At 72.4% G+C, this 18843-nt stretch carries 16 protein-coding genes; 8 read left to right on the top strand and 8 right to left on the bottom strand.

Annotated elements, in window-relative coordinates:
- Nucleotides 1–516 precede the first annotated feature (516 nt).
- Nucleotides 517–1866 carry an MFS transporter gene (locus ACIQOE_RS27565; RefSeq protein ID WP_362644822.1) on the bottom strand — a complete coding sequence of 450 codons (1350 nt, stop codon included), beginning with the start codon at nt 1864–1866 and terminating at the stop codon, nt 517–519.
- A 90-nt stretch (nt 1867–1956) separates the two neighbouring features.
- Nucleotides 1957–2394, bottom strand: a complete 438-nt coding sequence (locus ACIQOE_RS27560; RefSeq protein WP_089101888.1) for a MarR family winged helix-turn-helix transcriptional regulator — start codon at nt 2392–2394, stop codon at nt 1957–1959.
- Nucleotides 2395–2574: 180 nt separating this feature from the next.
- Here ACIQOE_RS27560 and ACIQOE_RS27555 point away from each other — a divergent pair, with 180 nt between their 5' ends.
- Nucleotides 2575–2769 (top strand): ribbon-helix-helix protein, CopG family, encoded by a 195-nt coding sequence (locus tag ACIQOE_RS27555; protein WP_351321383.1) that lies wholly within the window; start codon nt 2575–2577, stop codon nt 2767–2769.
- Nucleotides 2770–2788: 19 nt separating this feature from the next.
- Here ACIQOE_RS27555 and ACIQOE_RS27550 read toward each other — a convergent pair whose 3' ends face one another.
- Nucleotides 2789–4240, bottom strand: coding sequence for an NCS2 family permease (locus ACIQOE_RS27550; protein ID WP_365559277.1), 1452 nt, complete (start codon nt 4238–4240; stop codon nt 2789–2791).
- A 112-nt stretch (nt 4241–4352) separates the two neighbouring features.
- Here ACIQOE_RS27550 and ACIQOE_RS27545 point away from each other — a divergent pair, with 112 nt between their 5' ends.
- Entirely contained in the window at nt 4353–4610 is a 258-nt protein-coding gene (locus ACIQOE_RS27545) for a DUF2530 domain-containing protein (protein WP_351321387.1), read from the top strand.
- A gap of 111 nt (nt 4611–4721) precedes the next feature.
- Nucleotides 4722–7121, top strand: coding sequence for an HAD-IC family P-type ATPase (locus ACIQOE_RS27540; RefSeq protein ID WP_365559279.1), 2400 nt, complete (start codon nt 4722–4724; stop codon nt 7119–7121).
- A gap of 67 nt (nt 7122–7188) precedes the next feature.
- On the opposite strand, the gene ACIQOE_RS27535 is transcribed toward ACIQOE_RS27540, so the two are convergent.
- Both ACIQOE_RS27535 and ACIQOE_RS27530 read right to left on the bottom strand, forming a co-directional pair.
- Entirely contained in the window at nt 7189–7974 is a 786-nt protein-coding gene (locus ACIQOE_RS27535) for a hypothetical protein (protein WP_401414329.1), read from the bottom strand.
- Nucleotides 7975–8134: 160 nt separating this feature from the next.
- Complete coding sequence (locus ACIQOE_RS27530; RefSeq protein ID WP_351321393.1) at nt 8135–9055, bottom strand: hypothetical protein; 921 nt, start codon at nt 9053–9055, stop codon at nt 8135–8137.
- 160 nt (nt 9056–9215) lie between these two features.
- Here ACIQOE_RS27530 and ACIQOE_RS27525 point away from each other — a divergent pair, with 160 nt between their 5' ends.
- Nucleotides 9216–9446: a hypothetical protein gene (locus tag ACIQOE_RS27525; protein WP_351321395.1), complete on the top strand. Its 231-nt coding sequence runs from the start codon at nt 9216–9218 to the stop codon at nt 9444–9446.
- Nucleotides 9447–9526: 80 nt separating this feature from the next.
- On the opposite strand, the gene ACIQOE_RS27520 is transcribed toward ACIQOE_RS27525, so the two are convergent.
- Both ACIQOE_RS27520 and ACIQOE_RS27515 read right to left on the bottom strand, forming a co-directional pair.
- A complete protein-coding gene (locus tag ACIQOE_RS27520; RefSeq protein ID WP_401414326.1) occupies nt 9527–12673 on the bottom strand; it encodes a sacsin N-terminal ATP-binding-like domain-containing protein in 3147 nt (1048 codons plus the stop codon).
- Nucleotides 12674–13445: 772 nt separating this feature from the next.
- Nucleotides 13446–14372, bottom strand: a complete 927-nt coding sequence (locus tag ACIQOE_RS27515; protein WP_351321399.1) for a DUF3027 domain-containing protein — start codon at nt 14370–14372, stop codon at nt 13446–13448.
- A gap of 462 nt (nt 14373–14834) precedes the next feature.
- Here ACIQOE_RS27515 and ACIQOE_RS27510 point away from each other — a divergent pair, with 462 nt between their 5' ends.
- From ACIQOE_RS27510 to ACIQOE_RS27495, 4 genes are all read left to right on the top strand, one after another.
- A complete protein-coding gene (locus tag ACIQOE_RS27510; protein ID WP_399012713.1) occupies nt 14835–16178 on the top strand; it encodes an MFS transporter in 1344 nt (447 codons plus the stop codon).
- An 80-nt stretch (nt 16179–16258) separates the two neighbouring features.
- On the top strand, nt 16259–16732 hold the full coding sequence (locus ACIQOE_RS27505; RefSeq protein WP_351321403.1) for a DUF2771 domain-containing protein: 474 nt from the start codon (nt 16259–16261) through the stop codon (nt 16730–16732).
- 11 nt (nt 16733–16743) lie between these two features.
- Nucleotides 16744–17454, top strand: coding sequence for a futalosine hydrolase (locus ACIQOE_RS27500; RefSeq protein WP_401414324.1), 711 nt, complete (start codon nt 16744–16746; stop codon nt 17452–17454).
- A complete protein-coding gene (locus ACIQOE_RS27495; RefSeq protein WP_362644843.1) occupies nt 17441–18292 on the top strand; it encodes a 1,4-dihydroxy-6-naphthoate synthase in 852 nt (283 codons plus the stop codon). Before ACIQOE_RS27500 ends, ACIQOE_RS27495 begins: the two co-directional genes overlap by 14 nt.
- A 51-nt stretch (nt 18293–18343) precedes the next feature.
- Here ACIQOE_RS27495 and ACIQOE_RS27490 read toward each other — a convergent pair whose 3' ends face one another.
- Entirely contained in the window at nt 18344–18727 is a 384-nt protein-coding gene (locus tag ACIQOE_RS27490) for a cold-shock protein (protein WP_093501504.1), read from the bottom strand.
- Nucleotides 18728–18843: the final 116 nt, after the last annotated feature.

Here is an 18843-nt window from a genome sequence, read left to right as displayed (position 1 = left end):
GGGCCCGGCGGGGCCGGACGGCCCGAGGGGGCCCGGCGGGGCCAGGGGACCGGGCGGGACCGGGCGGCCCGAGGGGACTTGGGCGGCCCGAGGGGACTTGGGCGGCCCAAGGAAACCGGGCGCGACCAGGGGACCGGGCGACCTGAGGGGACCCGGCGGGCCGGGCGGGGCCGGACGACCCGAAGGGCCCGGACGGGGCCGGGCCGCCGGACGGGGCCGGGCGGGGCGGGCGACCCGACGGGACCGGGCGCCCTGAGGGGACCGGAAAGGATCGGGCAGGACCGGGCGACCCGAGAGGACCGGGCCGCCGGGCGGGGCGGGCGACCCGATGGGACCGGACGGGGCCGGGCCGCCAGGCAGGGCAGAGCCACCGGGCGGGCCGAGCCACCGGACGGAGCCGGGCCGCCGCACGGGGCCGGTGCCGGGACGGCGCGCGGGGCCGGTGCCGGGACGGGGCGCGGGGCCGGTGCCGGGACGGGGCGCGGGGTGCGTCTCCGGCCCGGTACCGGGTGCGGGTCACGCGGCCGCGGCCAGCTCCTCCCGCTCCTCGCGCGGGACGAACCGCACCCGCGGGTGGCCGCCGTACCAGCCGACCGACAGCCGCAGGTTGCCGACGCGGGCCAGCACCAGGCCGATCACCACGGCGGCCGCGGCGGCGATGGCGCCGCCCACCGCGAGACCGGCGCGGACGCCGTACGTGTCGGTGATCCAGCCGGCGATGGGCGCGCCGATGGGCGAGCCGCCCATGAACACCATCATGTACAGGGCCATCACCCGGCCGCGCATGGCCGGATCGGTGCCCATCTGGACGGTGGTGTTGGCGGTGACGTTGACCGTCATGCCGAACATGCCGATCGGGACCATCAGCAGGGAGAACAGCCACAGGGACGGCGCGGTCGCCGCCACCAGCTCCAGACCGCCGAAGGCCACGGCCGCCGCGAGCATCACCCGCAGCTTGGCCGTGCCGCGCCGGGCGGCGAGCAGCGCGCCGGCCAGGGAGCCGACCGCCATCAGGGTGTTGAAGAGGCTGTAGGAGCCGGCGCCCGCGTGGAAGACGTCGTCCGCGAAGGCGGAGAGGTAGACGGGGAAGTTGAAGCCGAAGGTGCCGATGAAGCCGACCAGGATGATCGTCCAGGTCAGGTCGGGGCGCCCGGCCACGTAGTGCAGGCCCTCCCGCAGCTGGCCCTTCCCTCTCGGCGCGCGCCGGACGGCGTGCAGGTCGCGCCCGCGCATCAGGAGCAGGCCGACGATGGGGGCGACGAAGGACAGGCCGTTGAAGAGGAACGCCCAGCCGGTGCCGACGCCGGTGATCATCAGGCCGGCGACGGCGGGGCCGACCAGACGGGCCGACTGGAAGTTCGCGGAGTTCAGGCTGACCGCGTTCTGCAGCTGGTCCGGGCCGACCATCTCGGAGACGAAGGACTGGCGGGCCGGGTTGTCGACCACCGTGGCGAGGCCGACGAAGAAGGCGGCGAGGTAGACGTGCCAGACGAGCACGTGGCCGGAGAGGGTCAGCAGGGCGAGCGCGACGCCGGTGAGGGCCATGGCCGACTGGGTGACGAGGAGGGCGCGCCGCTTGTTCAGCCGGTCCACCAGGACTCCGCCGTAGAGGCCGAAGAGGAGCATCGGCAGGAACTGCAGGGCGGTGGTGACACCGACCGCCGTCGCGGAGCCGGTGAGGCTGAGGACCAGCCAGTCCTGGGCGATGCGCTGCATCCAGGTGCCTATGTTGGAGACGACCTGGCCTGCGAAGAACAGGCGGTAGTTCCTGACCTTCAGCGAGCTGAACATCGAGGATCTGCGGGGGACGGGGGTAGTCGGGGCGGTCGGTGCGGGGGCGGAAGGTGCTCCGGATCCCGTACTCAAAGTGCGTTCGCCTCCTCTTTCTCTGGCCGGTTCGCCGACGGGGCGCTCCAGCCGGTGCGCCCCTTCGGCCACGCGCGGTGTGAAGGGGTCTTACAGATGTGCGAGCTTCTCCAGGACGGGGGCGGCGGCACGGAGCTTGGCCCATTCGTCCTCGTCCAGGCCGTCCACCAGGCCGGCCAGGAACGCGTTGCGCTTGCGGCGGCTCTCCTCGAGCATCGCCTCGGCCTGCTCGGTCCTGGTGACGACCTTCTGGCGCCGGTCCTCGGGGTGCGGCTCCAGACGGACCAGTCCCTTGGCTTCGAGCAGCGCCACGATGCGGGTCATCGAGGGCGGCTGCACATGCTCCTTGCGGGCCAGCTCACCGGGGGTGGCCTGGCCGCAGTTGGAGAGGGTGCCCAGCACCGACATCTCGGTGGGGCTCAGTGACTCGTCGACCCGCTGGTGCTTCAGCCGTCGCGAGAGTCGCATCACGGCGGAGCGGAGTGAGTTCACGGCGGCCGCGTCGTCGCCATGGGTAAGGTCCGGCATGTTCTTTAGAGTAACTCATTACTCTCGCTAAGGACCACTCGGGACACGCCGATGAGCCCGTGACCTCGGCCACCACATCCCGAGGCGCGGAGTCACCCGTAAAACCTCGCGTCACCCGTACGAGTGAGTCGAATCCGGAAAGTCACGCATCGGGCGCCCCGATGTGGCGCCCTCGTATGCATGGGGACCAGTGTGCTCAGCCTGCGGATAGACAAAGAGCTGCTCGACCGGCTCCGGCACCATGCGGCGAAAAGAGGAATGAGCGTCCAGGACTACGTGGTCCGGACGCTCATTCGCGGTGATTTCGACGAGCGGTTCTCGGCCGCCGTCGAGGAGACGGAGAGGTTCTACGGCGATCAGGTCAAGGTCACGTGAGACCCGGACCCGGCCGGGATCAGGTCAGGCCCAGGGCCGGCATCAGGTAGTAGAAGGCGAACACGGCCGCGACCGCATACATGGCCACCGGGATCTCCCTGGCCCGGCCGGCGGTCAGCCGCAGCACCACGAAGGTGATGAAGCCCATGCCGATGCCGTTCGTGATCGAATAGGTGAACGGCATCATCACCATGGTCACGAAGGCCGGGATCGCGACGGTGTAGTCGGCCCAGTCGATCTCCTTGATCGAACCGGCCAGGATCAGGAAGCCCACCGCGAGCAGCGCCGGGGTGGCGGCCTGGGAGGGGACCATCGTGGCGATCGGCGTCAGGAACAGCGCGACGGCGAACAGCGCGCCGGTGACGACGTTGGCGAAGCCGGTCCGCGCGCCCTCGCCGACACCGGCCGTCGACTCCACGAAGCAGGTGGTGGCCGAGGAGGAGCTGGCACCGCCGGCCGCGACCGCGACACCGTCGATGAAGAGGACCTTGTTGATGCCCGGCATGTAGCCCTGGGCGTCGGTCAGCTTCGCCTCGTCGCTGACGCCCATGATCGTGCCCATGGCGTCGAAGAAGCAGGACAGCAGGACGGTGAAGACGAAGAGGATGCCGGTCAGCACGCCGACCTTGTCGAAGCCGCCGAAGAGGCTGACCTTGCCGAGCAGGCCGAAGTCCGGGGTGGAGACGGGGTTGCCGGGCCACTTCGGGACGGTCAGGCCCCAGGTCGTCACATGGGCGACGGAGTTGATGATCAGCGCGAGCACCGTCATCGCGACGATGGAGATCAGGATCGCGCCGGAGACCTTGCGGACGATCAGCGCGAGGGTCAGCAGCGCGCCGAGCACGAAGACCAGGACCGGCCAGCCGTTGAGGTGACCGGTCGCGCCGAGCTGGAGCGGGACGGTGGTCTGGGCGACGTCCGGGATGCGGCTGACGAAGCCGGAGTCCACCAGGCCGATCAGCATGATGAACAGGCCGATGCCGATCGAGATCGCCTTGCGCAGGCTGTAGGGCACCGCGTTCATCACGCGCTCCCGCAGGCCGCTGGCCACCAGCAGCATCACGACGATGCCGGCCAGCACCACCATGCCCATGGCGTCGGGCCAGGACATCCGGGGCGCCAGCTGGAGGGCGACGACGGAGTTCACGCCGAGACCGGCGGCGAGCGCGATCGGGACGTTGCCGATGACGCCCATGAGCAGGGTGGTGAAGGCCGCGGTGACGACGGTCGCGGTGACCAGCTGCCCGTTGTCGAGCTGGTGGCCGTACATGTCCTTCGCGCTGCCGAGGATGATCGGGTTCAGCACGATGATGTAGGCCATCGCGAAGAACGTGGCGAAACCGCCGCGCACCTCGCGGGCGAGGGTGCTGCCCCGCTCGGAGATCTTGAAGTAGCGGTCGAGCGCGCCGTACGCGGGGGTCGCACCCGGCTGTTCGGGGGCGGGGGCCTGAGTGGAAGCCGGGGTTGACATTGGATGTTCCTACGATCAGAAGTAGCCAGACACAAACGGTTTCAGTATGAACATATGAGTCCCAGATCGCCATCTCCGCGCGTAGAACCCCGCGGTGCGTAAGCTGAGCACCATGGCGAAGTGGACTCCCCAGCACGAGGCACCGGAACCCCTGGAGGGACCCGTGGTGCCGACGATCATCGGCGGCACGATCGTCTGGTTCGTCCTCTTCCTGGTCCAGCTCCCCTTCTACGGCTGGTACGCCGACCACGGCCACACCTGGTGGGTGTGGACCTGCCTGGCCGGCGGCGGCCTCGGGCTGATCGGCATCTGGTACGTGAAGAAGCGCGACGCGGCCATCAAGCGCGCGGCGGCCGCCCGCACCCTGTAGGGGCCCTCCCGGGGCCGCTCTACAACCAGGGCAGGACTTCACTCCTCCCCTGGTCGGATCTTCCGGGCACTCGGCAGGTGAACGCGCAAATCCGCACGTACCGTCGAACGTATGACGCACATCGACGCGGGCGCGGAACTCGACCCCGTGCATCCGGTTCCGCTGCCGCTCCCGGTCCGGCCCGGCGGACTGACCGCCGCCGAGGTCGCGGAGCGGATCGCACGCGGCGAGGTGAACGACGTACCGGTGCGCAGCAGCCGCTCCTTCGGCGAGATCGTGCGCGCGAACGTCTTCACCCGGTTCAACGCGATCATCGGTGTGCTCTGGGTGGTCATGCTGGTGGTGGCGCCGATCCAGGACAGCCTGTTCGGCTTCGTGATCCTCGCCAACACGGGCATCGGCATCGTCCAGGAGTGGCGGGCCAAGAAGACGCTGGACTCGCTCGCGGTGATCGGCGAGTCACGGCCGACCGTGCGCCGCGACGGAGCCGCGGTGGAAGTGGCCACCAGCGAGATCGTCCTCGACGACCTCATCGAGGTCGGCCCCGGCGACAAGATCGTGGTGGACGGGGTGTGCGCCGAGGCCGACGGCCTGGAGATCGACGAGTCGCTGCTCACCGGCGAGGCCGACCCGGTCGTCAAACGCCACGGTGACCAGGTGATGTCGGGCAGTTTCGTGGTCGCGGGCGGCGGCGCCTTCGCCGCCACCAAGGTCGGCCGGGAGGCCTACGCGGCCCAGCTCGCCGAGGAGGCCTCGCGCTTCACGCTCGTCCACTCCGAACTGCGCACCGGCATCTCGACCATCCTCAAGTACGTGACCTGGATGATGGTCCCGGCCGCCGTCGGCCTGGTCGCCACCCAGCTCGTGGTCAAGAACAACGGCCTCAAGGACGCCGTGGCCCGCACGGTCGGCGGCATCGTCCCGATGGTCCCCGAGGGCCTGGTGCTGCTCACCTCCGTCGCCTTCGCGATCGGCGTGATCCGGCTGGGCCGCCGGCAGTGCCTGGTGCAGGAACTCCCCGCGATCGAGGGCCTGGCCCGCGTCGACACCGTGTGCCTGGACAAGACCGGCACGCTCACCGAGGGCGGCATGGACGTCACCGGGCTGCGGGCGCTGGACGGGGCGGACGAGGGGTACGTCCGCAAGGTGCTGGGCTCGCTCGGCGAGTCCGACCCGCGCCCGAACGCCTCCCTCCAGGCGATCATCGACGCCTACCCCGACAGCGAGGACTGGCGGTGCGTGGAGTCGCTGCCCTTCTCCTCCGCCCGCAAGTACAGCGGCGCGACCTTCAGCGAGGGCGACGGGGAGCTGAGCACCTGGCTGCTGGGGGCGCCGGACGTGCTGCTCGGCGCCGACGACCCGGCACTGGCCGAAACCGTGCGGCTCAACGAGGAAGGCCTGCGGGTGCTGCTCCTCGCCCGCGCCTCCCGGGACCTCGACCACGCCAAGGTCGCCGACGGCGCCCGGCCCACCGCCCTGGTGGTCCTGGAACAGCGGCTGCGCCCCGACGCCGCCGACACCCTCCGCTACTTCGCCGACCAGGAGGTCAAGGCGAAGGTGATCTCCGGCGACAACGCGGTGTCGGTCGGCGCGGTGGCCGCCAAGCTCGGCCTGAGCGGCCAGACGGTGGACGCGCGCCGGCTGCCCGAGGAGCCCGCCGAGCTGGCCGAGGCGCTCGACGAGGGCACCGTCTTCGGACGCGTCACCCCGCAGCAGAAGCGGGACATGGTCGGGGCGCTGCAGTCCCGCGGGCACACGGTCGCGATGACCGGCGACGGCGTGAACGACGTGCTCGCGCTGAAGGACGCCGACATCGGCGTCGCGATGGGCTCCGGCTCCGAGGCCACCCGGGCGGTCGCGCAGATCGTCCTGCTCGACAACAGCTTCGCCACGCTGCCCTCGGTGGTGGCCGAGGGGCGCCGGGTGATCGGCAACATCACCCGGGTCGCCACCCTGTTCCTGGTCAAGACCGTCTACTCGGTGCTGCTCGCGGTGCTCGTGGTCTGCTGGCAGGTCGAGTACCCGTTCCTGCCCCGGCACCTGACCCTGCTGTCCACCCTCACCATCGGCATCCCGGCCTTCTTCCTGGCCCTCGCGCCCAACACGGAGCGGGCCAGACCGCACTTCGTGCGCCGCGTGATGCGCTACTCGATCCCGGGCGGGGTGCTGGCCGGTGCCGCGACCTTCGTGACGTACCTGATCGCCCGCCACTACTACACGGGCTCCGGCTCCCTGGACGCCGAGACCAGCGCGGCGACCCTGACCCTGTTCCTGATCTCGATGTGGATCCTCGCGATCATCGCCCGCCCGTACACCTGGTGGCGGGTGGCGCTGGTGCTCTCGATGGGCGCGGCCTTCGTCCTCGTCCTCGCGGTACCGGCCCTGCAGAGCTTCTTCGCTCTGAAACTGGTGGGCACGGTGATGCCGTGGACCGCGGTCGGCGTGGCGGTGGTGGCGTCGGCGGTGCTGGAGTTCCTGTGGAAGTGGGTGGAGCGGAAGTACCCGGTGTGAGGCGGCGGTGGGAGCCGCGCGGCCCGGCGAGCGCCGGCCACGCGGTTCCCCGTATCCCTGACGGGACCTACTGCACGTCGACGTAGTCGCCGGTGGCGCTGACCGCGGGGGTCGTGGAGGTGCCCGCGAAGGAGTAGCGGTAGTAGCCGTCGACCGTCGCGGTGGTCGTGGTCTTCAGGGCGCCCGTGGAGGAGGACGTGACGGTCTTCAGCGTGGTGTAGGTGCTGGAGCCCTTCTTGCGGAACTGCAGCTTCACGGACTGGCCGGCGTAGCCGCCGTACTTGTTCGTCTCCCAGTTGGCGCGGGTCAGGCTGCCGGTCACCGTGACCGTCCTGCCCTTCTTGACCGGCTCCGGGGCCGCGTTCACGGTCAGCTTCGACAGGCGCTGGACCGAGACCTTGCCCAGGTTGTTCGCGAAGACGGCGGGGTTGCCGTTCTTGTCGAACGCGATGCCGCCCGCCTGCCAGGTACCGGCGACGCTGTTGACCACGTCGTCGTGGCCGGCGCTGAGCGTGGCCTTGCAGCTCTCGACCGTCGAGGAGGTGTTCGTGCAGCTCGCCAGGTCGGAGGGGGCCACGCCGTACTCGGCCGACTTGATGGCGGAGCCGTGGTAGATGACCGGGACGGTGAAGAAGTCGCTGCTCTTCAGGCTGGCGGCGTGCGTCACCTTGTAGGTGATCGAGAACTTCACGGAGCCCGTGGCGGGCACGACGACGGCCTTGCCGCCGTTGACCTGCACGCTGGAGAAGGTGACGGCCAGCGTGGTGGTGCCAGCGGCGTGCGCGGCCGGGGCGACGAACGCGGTGAGGGCCAGGGCGCCGGAGACGGCGGCCACAGTGGCACGAATGCGCATGGATTCCCCAGTGGGAACAGTGGGCCCGAGGCCCAAGTGATCTAGGGAGCCTGTTGGCTCACAGGTGATCAGATCCACGAGGGACGGCACTGGTTGTACGGGTGGGACGCAATCCGATCAGATTTTTATTCTTTTGCGACCGGATTACGTCCCCTTGGAGTTACTTCACGTCGACGTAGTCGCCCGCCGCGTTGACCGCCGGAGTCGTGGACGTGCCCACGAAGGAGAACCGGTAGAAGCCGTCCACCGTCGCCGTGGTGGTCGTCCTCAGCGTGCCGGTCGTGGACGACTTGATGCCCTTGACGTTCGTGTAGGTGCTGGAGTTCTTCTTGCGGAACTGCAGCCGCACGGACTGGGTCGCGTAGCCGTGGTACTTGCCGTCGTCCCAGTTGGCGCGCGACAGCTTGCCGGTGACCGTGACGGTCTTGCCCTTCTTCACCGGCTCCGGGGCCGCGTTCACCGTCAGCTTCGACAGGCGCTGGAGCTTGGCGGTGGCCAGGCGGTCCCCCTCGGCGTAACCGATCTTGCTCCAGTCGCCCTGGGACGGGTCCTGCCCGTTGAGGGCGAGCGCGAAGCCGTACGCCTTCCAGGTGGTGGCATCGGCGTTGGAGAGCTGGTCGGCCGCGAAGACGTCGATGGTGCCCTTGCAGGTGGCGGTGGTCGCCGACGTGTCCGTGCAGGACGGCCAGTCCATGCCGAAGAGCTCGTTGGCCGGGTCGTCGATGTCACCGCGGTAGATCTCGACGTCCATCAGGAAGTCGTCCGCGTGGATGTCGACGTCGGCGCCGTGCGTCACCTTGTAGGTGACCGGGAACGTCCCGTGCGTGGTGGTGCCCGCGACGATCGGCTTGCCCTTGTTGACCTGCACGTTCGAGAACGACAGGTTCAGCGGGTAGGGGGTGCCGGGGTCGTCCGCGGGCTTGGCGGTGTACGCCGACCGGCCGCCCTGGTGCGCCTTGACGAGCTTCGCCAGACCGGAGGGGCTGTAGGAGGTTCCGCCGGTGGCCTGTGCGGCCGGCACGGCGAGGGCGGAGAGGGCCAGGACGCCGGAGGCGGCGACCACGGTGGCGCGTATGCGCATGAATTCCCCTGTTGGAAGTGACCGGTGAGTCTGCTGACTCGCCCGATCAGATCCGCGACTGCGGAGAAAGGTTGTGCAAGAAGCGGAGGTCGTGTGAGATTCGTCCGGTGGTCGCCGGGGCCGCCGGTCGCAGGACCTCGTCCGTCCGGAAGGACACCCCATGAGATACCTCGTCGCCTGCTACGCCAAGGACGAGGACACGCCCGAGTCGGTCACCGACGTCTCGTCGGTGGGCGTCCACGCGCTCGGGCGGCTGCTGGCGATACCCGCGCACCAGCTCACCGACGTGCACCCGCTGCGGCCCGAACACGCCGACGGTTTCCGGCGGCTGACCGGCATGGCGCTCGACCTGGACCGCTTCGAGTACTTCCTGGAGGTGGAGGCGCGCTGACCCCGTAAGGCGTCCGCGCGCCCGGACGCGGCCCGGACCACCGGGCCGCGTCCCGTCCCTCCGTGCGCCTCGGCCCGGCCTCAGTCGAACCAGCGGTCCCGGGCCAGTTCCTCCGTGCGGGACGGGTCCTCCAGCAGCGCGGCCACCTCGAAGCGGCGCGGCCACTGCCCGGCCGCCCAGGCGAGGCCCGCCGCGACGCCCTCCAGGGTCGCGGCGTGCAGGACGCCGTCCCCGGTGAGCCGCCAGTCGATCTCGACGCCGTCGACCACCAGTTCCTCGTGTTCGACGTACGTTCCCGGAGTGCGCGGACCGAGCAGGACGCGGACCGGCTCGGGAACGTCGTGTTCGGTGCCCTCCGAGTCCACCGACCCGGTCACCGACTCGCTCAGCCGCCGCACCTGGAACAGCTCGGCCAGTTCGGCGGCGCGGGCGGGCCGTACCGGGAGCAGCGGGACACCGGCCGTGAACGGCAGCAGGTCCGGGGAGTCGACCACCACCGCGTCCGCCGCGTCCACCACCTCCACCCGGCCGTCGACCACCGCCCGCACCTCGTCGGGGAGGGTCACCTGCTCGGGATCCAGGTCCGCCAACGCGCCGTACAGGGCGTGCAGTTGGGCTCCGGTGACCGAGCGGTCCGGGTCGGCGAGGCGGTCCAGGAGTTCGGCGGCGCCGCCCGGCTCGTCGAGCAGCGCGGCGACCGACGTGCGAACGCCCAGCGCCCGCAGCACCTGCTCGTCCTCGAAGCCGGTCGCGTCGGCCTCCTCGTAGAGACCGCGCAGCAGCGGATCGCCGCCGGAGGCCAGCAGACCCGCGGGGCGGCGGCCGTCGAGCACCGGGTGACCGCGCAGCCACCAGGCCGTGTACGGGCGTACGACCTCGTGGGTGCCGTCCGGCAGCAGGACGCGGACCGGCTGGGTCAGGGCGTCCCGCAGCGGCGGCCGGGCGAGCAGCGCGAGCGCCTCGGGCCAGTGGTCCTCGTCCACGAGGTCGAGGTCACGGACGGCGGTCAGCTCGGTGGCGACCGGAGGCACGGGCGAGTCGGGGAAGCGGTCGAGGATGTCCTCGCACCAGACGTCGACCGCGTCGAGCAGGCCGGCGTCGTCGGGCTCCGCGAAGTCGCCCTCGCGAGGCTCCAGTTCGTCCGGATCCAGGACGACGTCGGTGGCGCGGACCAGCGCGAAGTCCGCCAGTACCCCGCAGGCGGCCAGCGGCTGCTCGCCCCACTTCTCCGCCAGCTCGGCGTCCACGGCGGCCAGTTCGCCCGCCCTGATCACCCGGGCGAACGGGCTTCCCGGGAGGACGAGTTCACCGGCGGGGGCCGGTTCGCCGTCCTCGTCGGGCAGGGCGAGGGCGCCCAGCCAGGGTTCGTCGCCGGGTTCCAGTCCGGCGTCCCGCACCAGGGCGAGGACGGTGTCCGCCAGTTCCTCGGCGTCCAGGGTGTCCGCCTCCCAGTCCAGGCCCCCGTCGTCGTCCAGGGAGGCGGCCACGGCGGCCCGGACCTGCGGGGTGGTGAGGATCGCGCGCGGGGTCGCGGGCAGGGCGCCGAGCTTCTCCAGGAGCGGGTGGGCGGCGTCCTGGTGGGCGACCTTGAGGCCGAGGCGGGCCAGGATCTCCGGGTCGACGACCGCGTCCGGGCCGGGGAGCAGGACCTGGCGGGGGCCGATGGTCGTACGGGCTCCCCCGGAGCCGAAGGCCCGGGAGGTCCCCCCGGCCAGCGGGACCGGCAGGCCCGACAGCCGTTCCGGGTCGACGCCGGCGAGGCTGTCGTAGAGCCGCCACCACCAGTCCGGGTCCTTCTCCAGGCCGGCCAGGCGGTCCACGGCGTCGGCGAGCGGGAGCCGGGTGACGGACAACGTCCGCAGTTCCACGCGGCGTTCGAGCCCGGCGGGCAGCAGGGTGGGGAGGACCTCCGCGAGCACCCGGACCGTCTCCGCGCCCGCGCCCTCCACGATCTCGGCGTCCCGCGGGCGCAGCGCCTCGGGAAGCTCGTCGTCGCCGCCGCCCTCGACGGCGGGCGGCAGGAACGCGGTGCGCGGCAGCCGTTCCAGGATCGCCTGGCGCAGCGCGCCGTCCAGTTCGCCCTTGCCGAGCGGGCCGGGCACCAGATGGATGATCTCCTCCCCCACCGGCCGCCAGCCGGCGAGGAATTCGGCGTACGCGTCGGCGGCGCGCTGCACCAGGAAGTCGGTGAGCGGGCCGGGCGCGGCGTGCCGGCGGGTGGTGTCCAGCGGGAAGGACGCGATGAGCAGGGCGGGGACGCCGAGGGCTTCGTCGCTGGGGGTGGGGGCGTGCAGCACGGCGGCGGTGCGCGGCCGGTCCGGGGCGCCCGCGGCGTCCGTGGGCACGGCCCAGGTCAGCGACCAGTGCGGGCGCAGCCGTTCCTCGACCGGCCGGTCGGCGAGCAGGTCCGGGGTGAGCGGGCCGTGCGCGGAGACGGTACGCCAGCGGGTCGTGCCCTGCCGGGAGTCCTCCACGACGGTGAGTTCGCCGTCGGTGCCGCGGCTCAGGGTGCGCACGGTGTCGCCGGTCTCGATCACGACCTCGGCGAGTCCCGGCAGGGCGAGCAGGAGGGCGTCGTCGACGGCGTCGAGCAGGCGTTCGGCGAGGTCGGTGGCGGCGGGATCCCGCAGCGGCAGGATCACCACCGTGTCGTACGGGTCGGGGGCGGTGCCCTCGGCGGCGAACGGGAGCCGCAGCAGCGGGACATGGCCGTCCCGGCGGCGGATCTCGTCGCCGAGCCCGCCGCCCTGCCGGGCGGTCTCCTCGGCCAGTTCGCGGGCCTCGGCGAGCGACCACCGCACGCCGCCGTGCCGGCCGACCACCGCGGGCTCGTCGGTCACCGCGAGCACGGCGGCGAAGCCGACGCCGAACCGTCCGACGGCACGGTCGGTGTCCTCGCGCTTCGCGGAGGCGCGCAGGGTGGAGAGGGACTCGACGCCGGCCGCGTCCAGCGGGGCGCCGGTGTTGGCGGCGAACAGGACGCCGTCGCGGAGGGTGAGCCTGAACCGGCCGGGGACACCGGCGCGGGCGGCCGCGTCGGCGGCGTTCTGGGCGAGCTCCACGACGAGCCGGTCCCGGTAGCCGCCGAGGACCAGGTCCTCCTCGGCGTTGGCGTCCTCACGGAACCGGGCGGGGCTGGTGGCCCAGGCGTCGAGGACACCGCGACGCAGGCGGGCGGTGCCGAACGGATCGGCGCCCTCGGCGGCGGGCCGCACGAACTTGCTCACGTTCACTCTCCTCGTCGACGTGAGGACGAAGGTACCGCGCGCCGGGGATCCCCCCGCCCGCCCACCCGACGCGACCAGCCGACCAGCACACACCCGGCGGCGCCGATCCGCCGTACCCGGCCACCCGCCGCTCCGAGGCCCCGGCGCCGCACCGCCGGACACGGGGCCCGGCGGACACGCCGGTGCCGCGGGGCACCGGCCCGCCCGACGCGGTCCCGGCACAGGAGCCGACTCCGCGCCGACGCAGCACGGCAGCACGCCCTACGCAGCACTGGCGCGCCCGCCGGCGGCCCGGCGCCGTACCGCCAGCACGCCGCTGGGCCATCGCGTACACGCCGGCGTCACCGCTGCCGATCAGCGCGACGGCGGCCCCGCGGGCAAGCCGGTGCCTCGCGGGGCGCGGCCGCGACGGAAGCGGTTGAGGCGGAAGCGGTTGAGGCGGAAGCGGTTGAGGCGGAATGGCCGACTCCACGCGGACGGCACGCCCGGCGCGGCACCGCCGGCGCGGCAGCGCGCCCTGCGCGGTGCGGCCCGCGCCCTGCGGCAGCGACATCGCCCGGAGGTGCGCGGGCGCTGCCCGGGGCTGGCCGGGCGTCACTCCGGACGCGGCCGTGACCGGGCGTCACTTCGGGCCGAGCCGGGAATCCCGGCCGCGGTGGCGACGGGACGGCGAAGCGGTTCGGGCGGCGGGGGAGGCCGGAAACGCACCGGCGACGGGCGGGGCTGACCGGGGGTCACTCCGGGGCGGCGGGCCGGGTGTCCGCCGCTCGGGTCAGGAGTGGCCCAGCTCCGCCGACGTCTCGTCCTCCGCCGCCGGCACCGAACCGGAGTCGGCGGACGGGCGGAGCGGGAAGGGGTCGACGCGGGTCTCGTCGATCACCGGAGGTGCCACCACCGGAGGCTTCGGCATGACCGCGGCCTCGGAGTGGCCGCCGCAGCCGTAGGCGAAGGAGACGACCCGGCCGTCGGCCGGGGAGAACTCGTTGGCGCAGACGCCGAACGCCTGGCCCAGGGAACCGCCGATGGGGGTGAGGAAACCGCAGCTGACGCAGGTCGCGGGGGCCGCCTGGGCCATCGGGGTCGTGGCGCCGAACGACTCCTCCCAGCGGTCGGCGGCGATGTGCAGGCCGTAGCGGGACAGCACCCGGGCGCGGCGCATGCCCAGTTCCTCGGCGACCGAGGCGATCGTGCCCCGGGAGGGGACCGTGGGGAGGCTCGCGGGCGTGCCCGCGGTGACGTCGGCGTCCTCGGCCTCCGCCAGCTCCTCCATCTCCTCCGACACCGGGGAGTTCGGCTCCGGGCCGTCCTCGCCGGTGTAGCCGGGCTCCAGCCGCAGGTCCTCGGCCTCGGTGGGGAGCAGGTCGCCGGGGCCCATGTCGCCGGGGCGCAGCCGCTCGCTCCAGGGCACCCACTCGGGGGCGAGGAGGGCGTCGGAGCCGGGCAGCAGGACGACCTCGTCGAGCGTGACGAGCTTGGCGCGGGAGGCGCGGGCCACCGTCACCGCCCAGCGCCAGCCGCGGTACCCGAGTTCCTTGCACTCGAAGTAGTGCGTGACGACGCGGTCACCCTCGGCGACCGCTCCGGCGTGCTCGCCCACCACTCCGGGTGCGGCGGCCTCTTCGGCGGCGGTGCGGGCGAGGTCGACCGCCTCGGCGCACAGGCGGTCGGGGGTGCGGCTTCGCGTTGTCGCTGCGCTCACAGGTATCGCTTCTCTCCTACGCCGTCTCACGAGTGCGGCTGCCTCCGGCGGTGGGGCGGACGGAGCGGACCTGTGGGCCGCATCGACGTCCGCGTCCGATCGCGCTCGGGCGCACCTCTGCCATCCATTGTGCTTTATGGCTGAGATACGCACGCTACCCCGTCGCCGGTCGTGGGCGACAGTCCGGCGCGGAGCCTGCGCGGCGGGCGTGCGTTGGCAAAGGCGGCGCCCGGTGGCGTCGTACGGCCGGTGCGGGCGGGTGGAAGGGGCCGCTCCGACGCGGCCGAGCCGCATCCCGGCCCCGTCACGGGCCCCGTGCGCGGCCATGCCGGCGGCGGAGCCGTCTCCGACTCGCTTGGTCACAAAGTGCACTAGGAACTGTCGTCTCAGGGCACTATGAACGACGTGGCAACCGCGAAATCCCCCCAACGCACCGTCGGGGCCGGTAGCGGTGCGGGCCGGATGCGCGGTGCCGTCCGCTCCGTCGGGCGTGCCCTGCACCTCCCGGTGACCGGTACCGCCCGGAGCATCCGCAGGGCCACGCACGCGCACGGCGCCGGCGAGTCCGGGCTCGGCAAGCTGATCGAACTGCACGCGGTCAACGGCGCGGGCGACGTCATGATCACCGTCGCGCTGGCCTCCACCGTGTTCTTCTCGGTGCCGACCGACGAGGCCCGCGGACGGGTCGCGCTCTACCTCGCCATCACCATGGCGCCCTTCACCGTGCTCGCCCCGGTCATCGGCCCGCTCCTCGACCGCCTCCCGCACGGCCGGCGCGCCGCGATGGCCGGCGCGATGCTGGCGCGGGCGCTGCTCGCGCTGATCATCTCGGGCGCGGTGGCCGGCGGCAGCCTGGAGCTGTATCCGGCCGCGCTCGGGGTGCTGGTCGCGTCGAAGGCGTACGGCGTGGTGCGCAGTGCCGTCGTGCCCCGGCTGCTGCCGCCCGGCATCTCCCTGGTGAAGGCCAACTCACGGGTCACGCTCGCCGGGCTGCTCGCCACCGGGGTGGCCGCCCCGGTCGGGGCCGGGCTGCACGCCATCGGTGATCCCTGGCCGCTGTACGGCGCCTTCGTGATCTTCGCCGCCGGTACGTTCCTCTCCTTCACGCTGCCCGCGAAGGTCGACTCGGCCAAGGGCGAGGACGTGGCGCTGCTCGCCGCCGACGAGGAGCACCTGCACGGCCCGCTCCGCAAGGGCACGAAGCGGCCGGGGCTGCGGACGGTGGGTCCGGCCGTCACGCACGCGCTGGGCGCCAACGCGGCCCTGCGCTGCCTCTCCGGCTTCCTGATCTTCTTCCTGGCGTTCCTGCTCCGCGAGCACCCGCTGACCGGCGAGAGCGCGGCGGTGTCGCTCGGGATCGTGGGCGTGGCCGCGGGCGCGGGCAACGCGCTCGGTACGGCGGTGGGCGCCTGGCTGCGCTCCCGGACGCCGGAGATCATCATCGTGACGGCGGTCGCCGTGGTGCTGGGGACGGCGATCGTCGCGGCCCTGTTCTTCGGGGCGCTGCTGGTGGCCGTGCTGGCCGCGGTGGCCGGATTCGGGCAGGCGCTGGCCAAGCTGTGCCTGGACGCGCTGATCCAGCGGGACGTGCCGGAGCAGGTGCGCACCTCGGCGTTCGCCCGCTCCGAGACGCTGCTCCAGATGGCCTGGGTGTTCGGCGGCGCGGTGGGCATCGTGATGCCGCTGAACGGGACCCTGGGCCTGGTGGTGGCGGCCGTGATCGTGGCGGCCGGCTGGCTGGCCACCCTGCGCGGCCTGCTCGGTTCGGCCCGGCACGGCCCGCGGACCCGGCCGAGGGTGGCCTGAGGCGCGCAGCCGGCGTAACGAACCGGGCACGCCGTACCCCACATGGGGAGACGGCCCGGAGCGCCCGATAGCCTTCGGCCATGACCACGCTGCACTCCCGCTCGCGACGCCGCCGCGTCGTCGCCGCCGCCGGCGCCGTTTCCGCCGGACTGCTCGTTCTCTCGGCCTGTGACAAGCCGACGCCGATCGCCACGGTCACCGTCGGTACGTCCTCGGTCAACTCCGAGGCCACCTGCTACAACGACGGCAAGGCCCTGAACACGGCCTCCCTCGCGAACTGCCTCAAGGACACCGGGATCGAGTCCATCAAGGTGGACCCGGACGACACGGTCCGCTTCGGTGTCGACCCGAAGATCGCGGACAACGGCTGGACGATCCTGATGAACGGTCAGCCGCTCACCGACTCCAGCAAGAAGACCTACCGCACCATCCCGGGCAGCGTGTTCTTCAACGCCCAGTACGGCGCGTCCGGCAACTCGACCCTCGTCTCCATCAAGGAGGGCGACAAGTCGGTGCTGGGCCTGTGGTCCTTCAAGCTCAAGAAGGACGCCTGACCACGTCCGCCGTGCGCGTCCTCGTGGCCACCGCGGTCCCTGCCGAACGGGACGCGGTGGCGGCGGCGTTCCCGGGCGGTACGACCGAGGTACGGCTGCCCGCCGCGACGCTGCTGCGCACCGCGGGAGGGTACGACCTGCTGGCCGCCGGCGTGGGTCCGGCACTGGCCGCCGCGGGCACCGCGACCGCGCTCACCGCGGCCGCCCTGGAGGGCCGGCCCTACGCGCTGGTCGTCTCCGCCGGGATCGCCGGGGGTTTCCGGCCCGCGGCCCCCGTCGGCTCCCTGGTCGTCGCCGACGAGATCATCGCGGCGGACCTGGGCGCCGAGACCGCCGACGGGTTCGTGCCGGTCACCGAACTGGGATTCGGGACCGTCAGCCACCGTCCGCCGGATCCACTCGTACGAGCCATCGCCGAGGCGACCGGAGCACGCCCGGGAGCGGTACTCACCGTGTCCACCGTGACCGGTTCGGCCGCCCGCGCGGCCGATCTGAGCGCCCGGCACCCGCACGCCCTCGCCGAGGCCATGGAGGGCTTCGGCGTGGCCGAGGCGGCCGCCGCGCACGGCGTGCCCGTCCTGGAGATACGCGCGGTCTCCAATCCCGTCGGCCCCCGCGACCGGGACGCCTGGCGCATCCCGGCGGCCCTGGCCGCCCTGACCGGGGCCTTCGGGAAGCTCCCGCCCGTCCTGGAGAGTTGGAACCCTCATGACCACCGCTGACTCGCTGAGCATCGCCTACTCGCCCTGCCCGAACGACACCTTCGTCTTCGACGCCCTCGCCCACGGCCGCGTCGAGGGCGCGCCCGCCCTCGACGTGACCTTCGCGGACATCGACATCACCAACGGCATGGCCGAGCGCGGCGAGTCCGACGCGCTGAAGGTGTCGTACGCCGTGCTGCCGTACGTCCTCGACGAGTACGCGCTGCTGCCCTGCGGCGGCGCGCTGGGCCGGGGCTGCGGGCCGCTGGTGCTGACCCGGGAGGCCGGGGCGGACCTCACGGGCCGCACGGTCGCGGTGCCGAGCGAGCGGTCGACGGCGTACCTGCTGTTCCGGCTGTGGGCGGCGGACACGCTGCCGGGCGGGGTCGGCGAGATCGTGGTCATGCCGTTCCACGAGATCATGCCGGCCGTGCGGGACGGGAAGGTCGACGCGGGGCTGGTGATCCACGAGGCGCGTTTCACCTACCAGAACTACGGGCTGCACAAGCTCGCCGACATGGGCGAGCACTGGGAGAGCACGACGGGCCTGCCGATCCCGCTCGGCGCGATCATCGCCAAGCGGTCCCTGGGCACCAAGACGCTGACCCGGCTCGCCGAGTCGATCCGCGGCTCCGTCCGCGCGGCCTGGGACGACCCCGAGGCCTCCCGGCCCTACGTCATGGCGCACGCGCAGGAGATGGACCCGGCCGTCGCCGACCAGCACATCGGGCTCTACGTCAACGAGTTCACCGCGGAACTCGGCGAGGACGGCTACGCGGCGGTGCGCGGACTGCTCACCCGGGCGGCGGCCGAGGGACTCGTCCCGCCCCTCGGCCCGCGCGCACTCGATTTCCCGTAAAAGCAGTTACGGGACGCGCCCGCTTACGTGACTTGGCCGTCTCTGACGGGTTTAGACGTCGAGCTGGTCCGCGACCGCGCGCAGCAGTCCGGCGATCTTCGCGCCGGCGGCCTTGTCGGGGTAACGGCCGCGCTCCAGCATCGGCGTGATGTTTTCGAGCAGGGTGGTCAGGTCCTGGACGATCGAGGCCAGTTCGTCCGGCTTCTTGCGCTGGGCGGCGGCGACCGACGGGGTGGGGTCGAGCAGGACCACCGACAGTGCCTGGTCACCGCGCTGACCGGCGACGACGCCGAACTCCACGCGCTGTCCGGGCTTGAGTGCGTCGACCCCGTCGGGGAGAACCGAGGAATGGACGAAGACGTCACCGCCGTCGTCGCGGGAGAGAAAGCCGAAGCCCTTCTCGCTGTTGAACCACTTGACCTTGCCGGTAGGCACGTCTGTCCTCGTCCTCGTATCTCGTCGGAAACTGCTCGGTAAACTTCTGAATGCAACAGCTCTGGAACGGCTCTTGATAGCACTCGGGCGGGTCGTCCATGACCCGCCGGTACCAA

This window comes from Streptomyces sp. NPDC091282 (assembly GCF_044757385.1).
Taxonomy (GTDB): Bacteria; Actinomycetota; Actinomycetes; order Streptomycetales; family Streptomycetaceae; genus Streptomyces; species Streptomyces gramineus.
The sequence above is the reverse complement of the archived record's forward strand: the minus strand, read 5'-3'. Positions and strand labels throughout refer to the sequence as shown.

What these genes read in the sequence shown, in the direction of transcription:
- ACIQOE_RS27560 (WP_089101888.1), bottom strand. Translation starts at nt 2,394, where the DNA reads ATGCCGGACCTTACCCATGGCGACGACGCGGCCGCCGTGAACTCACTC.
- ACIQOE_RS27555 (WP_351321383.1), top strand. Translation starts at nt 2,575, where the DNA reads ATGGGGACCAGTGTGCTCAGCCTGCGGATAGACAAAGAGCTGCTCGAC.
- ACIQOE_RS27550 (WP_365559277.1), bottom strand. Translation starts at nt 4,240, where the DNA reads ATGTCAACCCCGGCTTCCACTCAGGCCCCCGCCCCCGAACAGCCGGGT.
- ACIQOE_RS27545 (WP_351321387.1), top strand. Translation starts at nt 4,353, where the DNA reads ATGGCGAAGTGGACTCCCCAGCACGAGGCACCGGAACCCCTGGAGGGA.
- ACIQOE_RS27540 (WP_365559279.1), top strand. Translation starts at nt 4,722, where the DNA reads ATGACGCACATCGACGCGGGCGCGGAACTCGACCCCGTGCATCCGGTT.
- ACIQOE_RS27535 (WP_401414329.1), bottom strand. Translation starts at nt 7,974, where the DNA reads ATGCGCATTCGTGCCACTGTGGCCGCCGTCTCCGGCGCCCTGGCCCTC.
- ACIQOE_RS27530 (WP_351321393.1), bottom strand. Translation starts at nt 9,055, where the DNA reads ATGCGCATACGCGCCACCGTGGTCGCCGCCTCCGGCGTCCTGGCCCTC.
- ACIQOE_RS27525 (WP_351321395.1), top strand. Translation starts at nt 9,216, where the DNA reads ATGAGATACCTCGTCGCCTGCTACGCCAAGGACGAGGACACGCCCGAG.
- ACIQOE_RS27510 (WP_399012713.1), top strand. Translation starts at nt 14,835, where the DNA reads ATGCGCGGTGCCGTCCGCTCCGTCGGGCGTGCCCTGCACCTCCCGGTG.
- ACIQOE_RS27505 (WP_351321403.1), top strand. Translation starts at nt 16,259, where the DNA reads ATGACCACGCTGCACTCCCGCTCGCGACGCCGCCGCGTCGTCGCCGCC.
- ACIQOE_RS27495 (WP_362644843.1), top strand. Translation starts at nt 17,441, where the DNA reads ATGACCACCGCTGACTCGCTGAGCATCGCCTACTCGCCCTGCCCGAAC.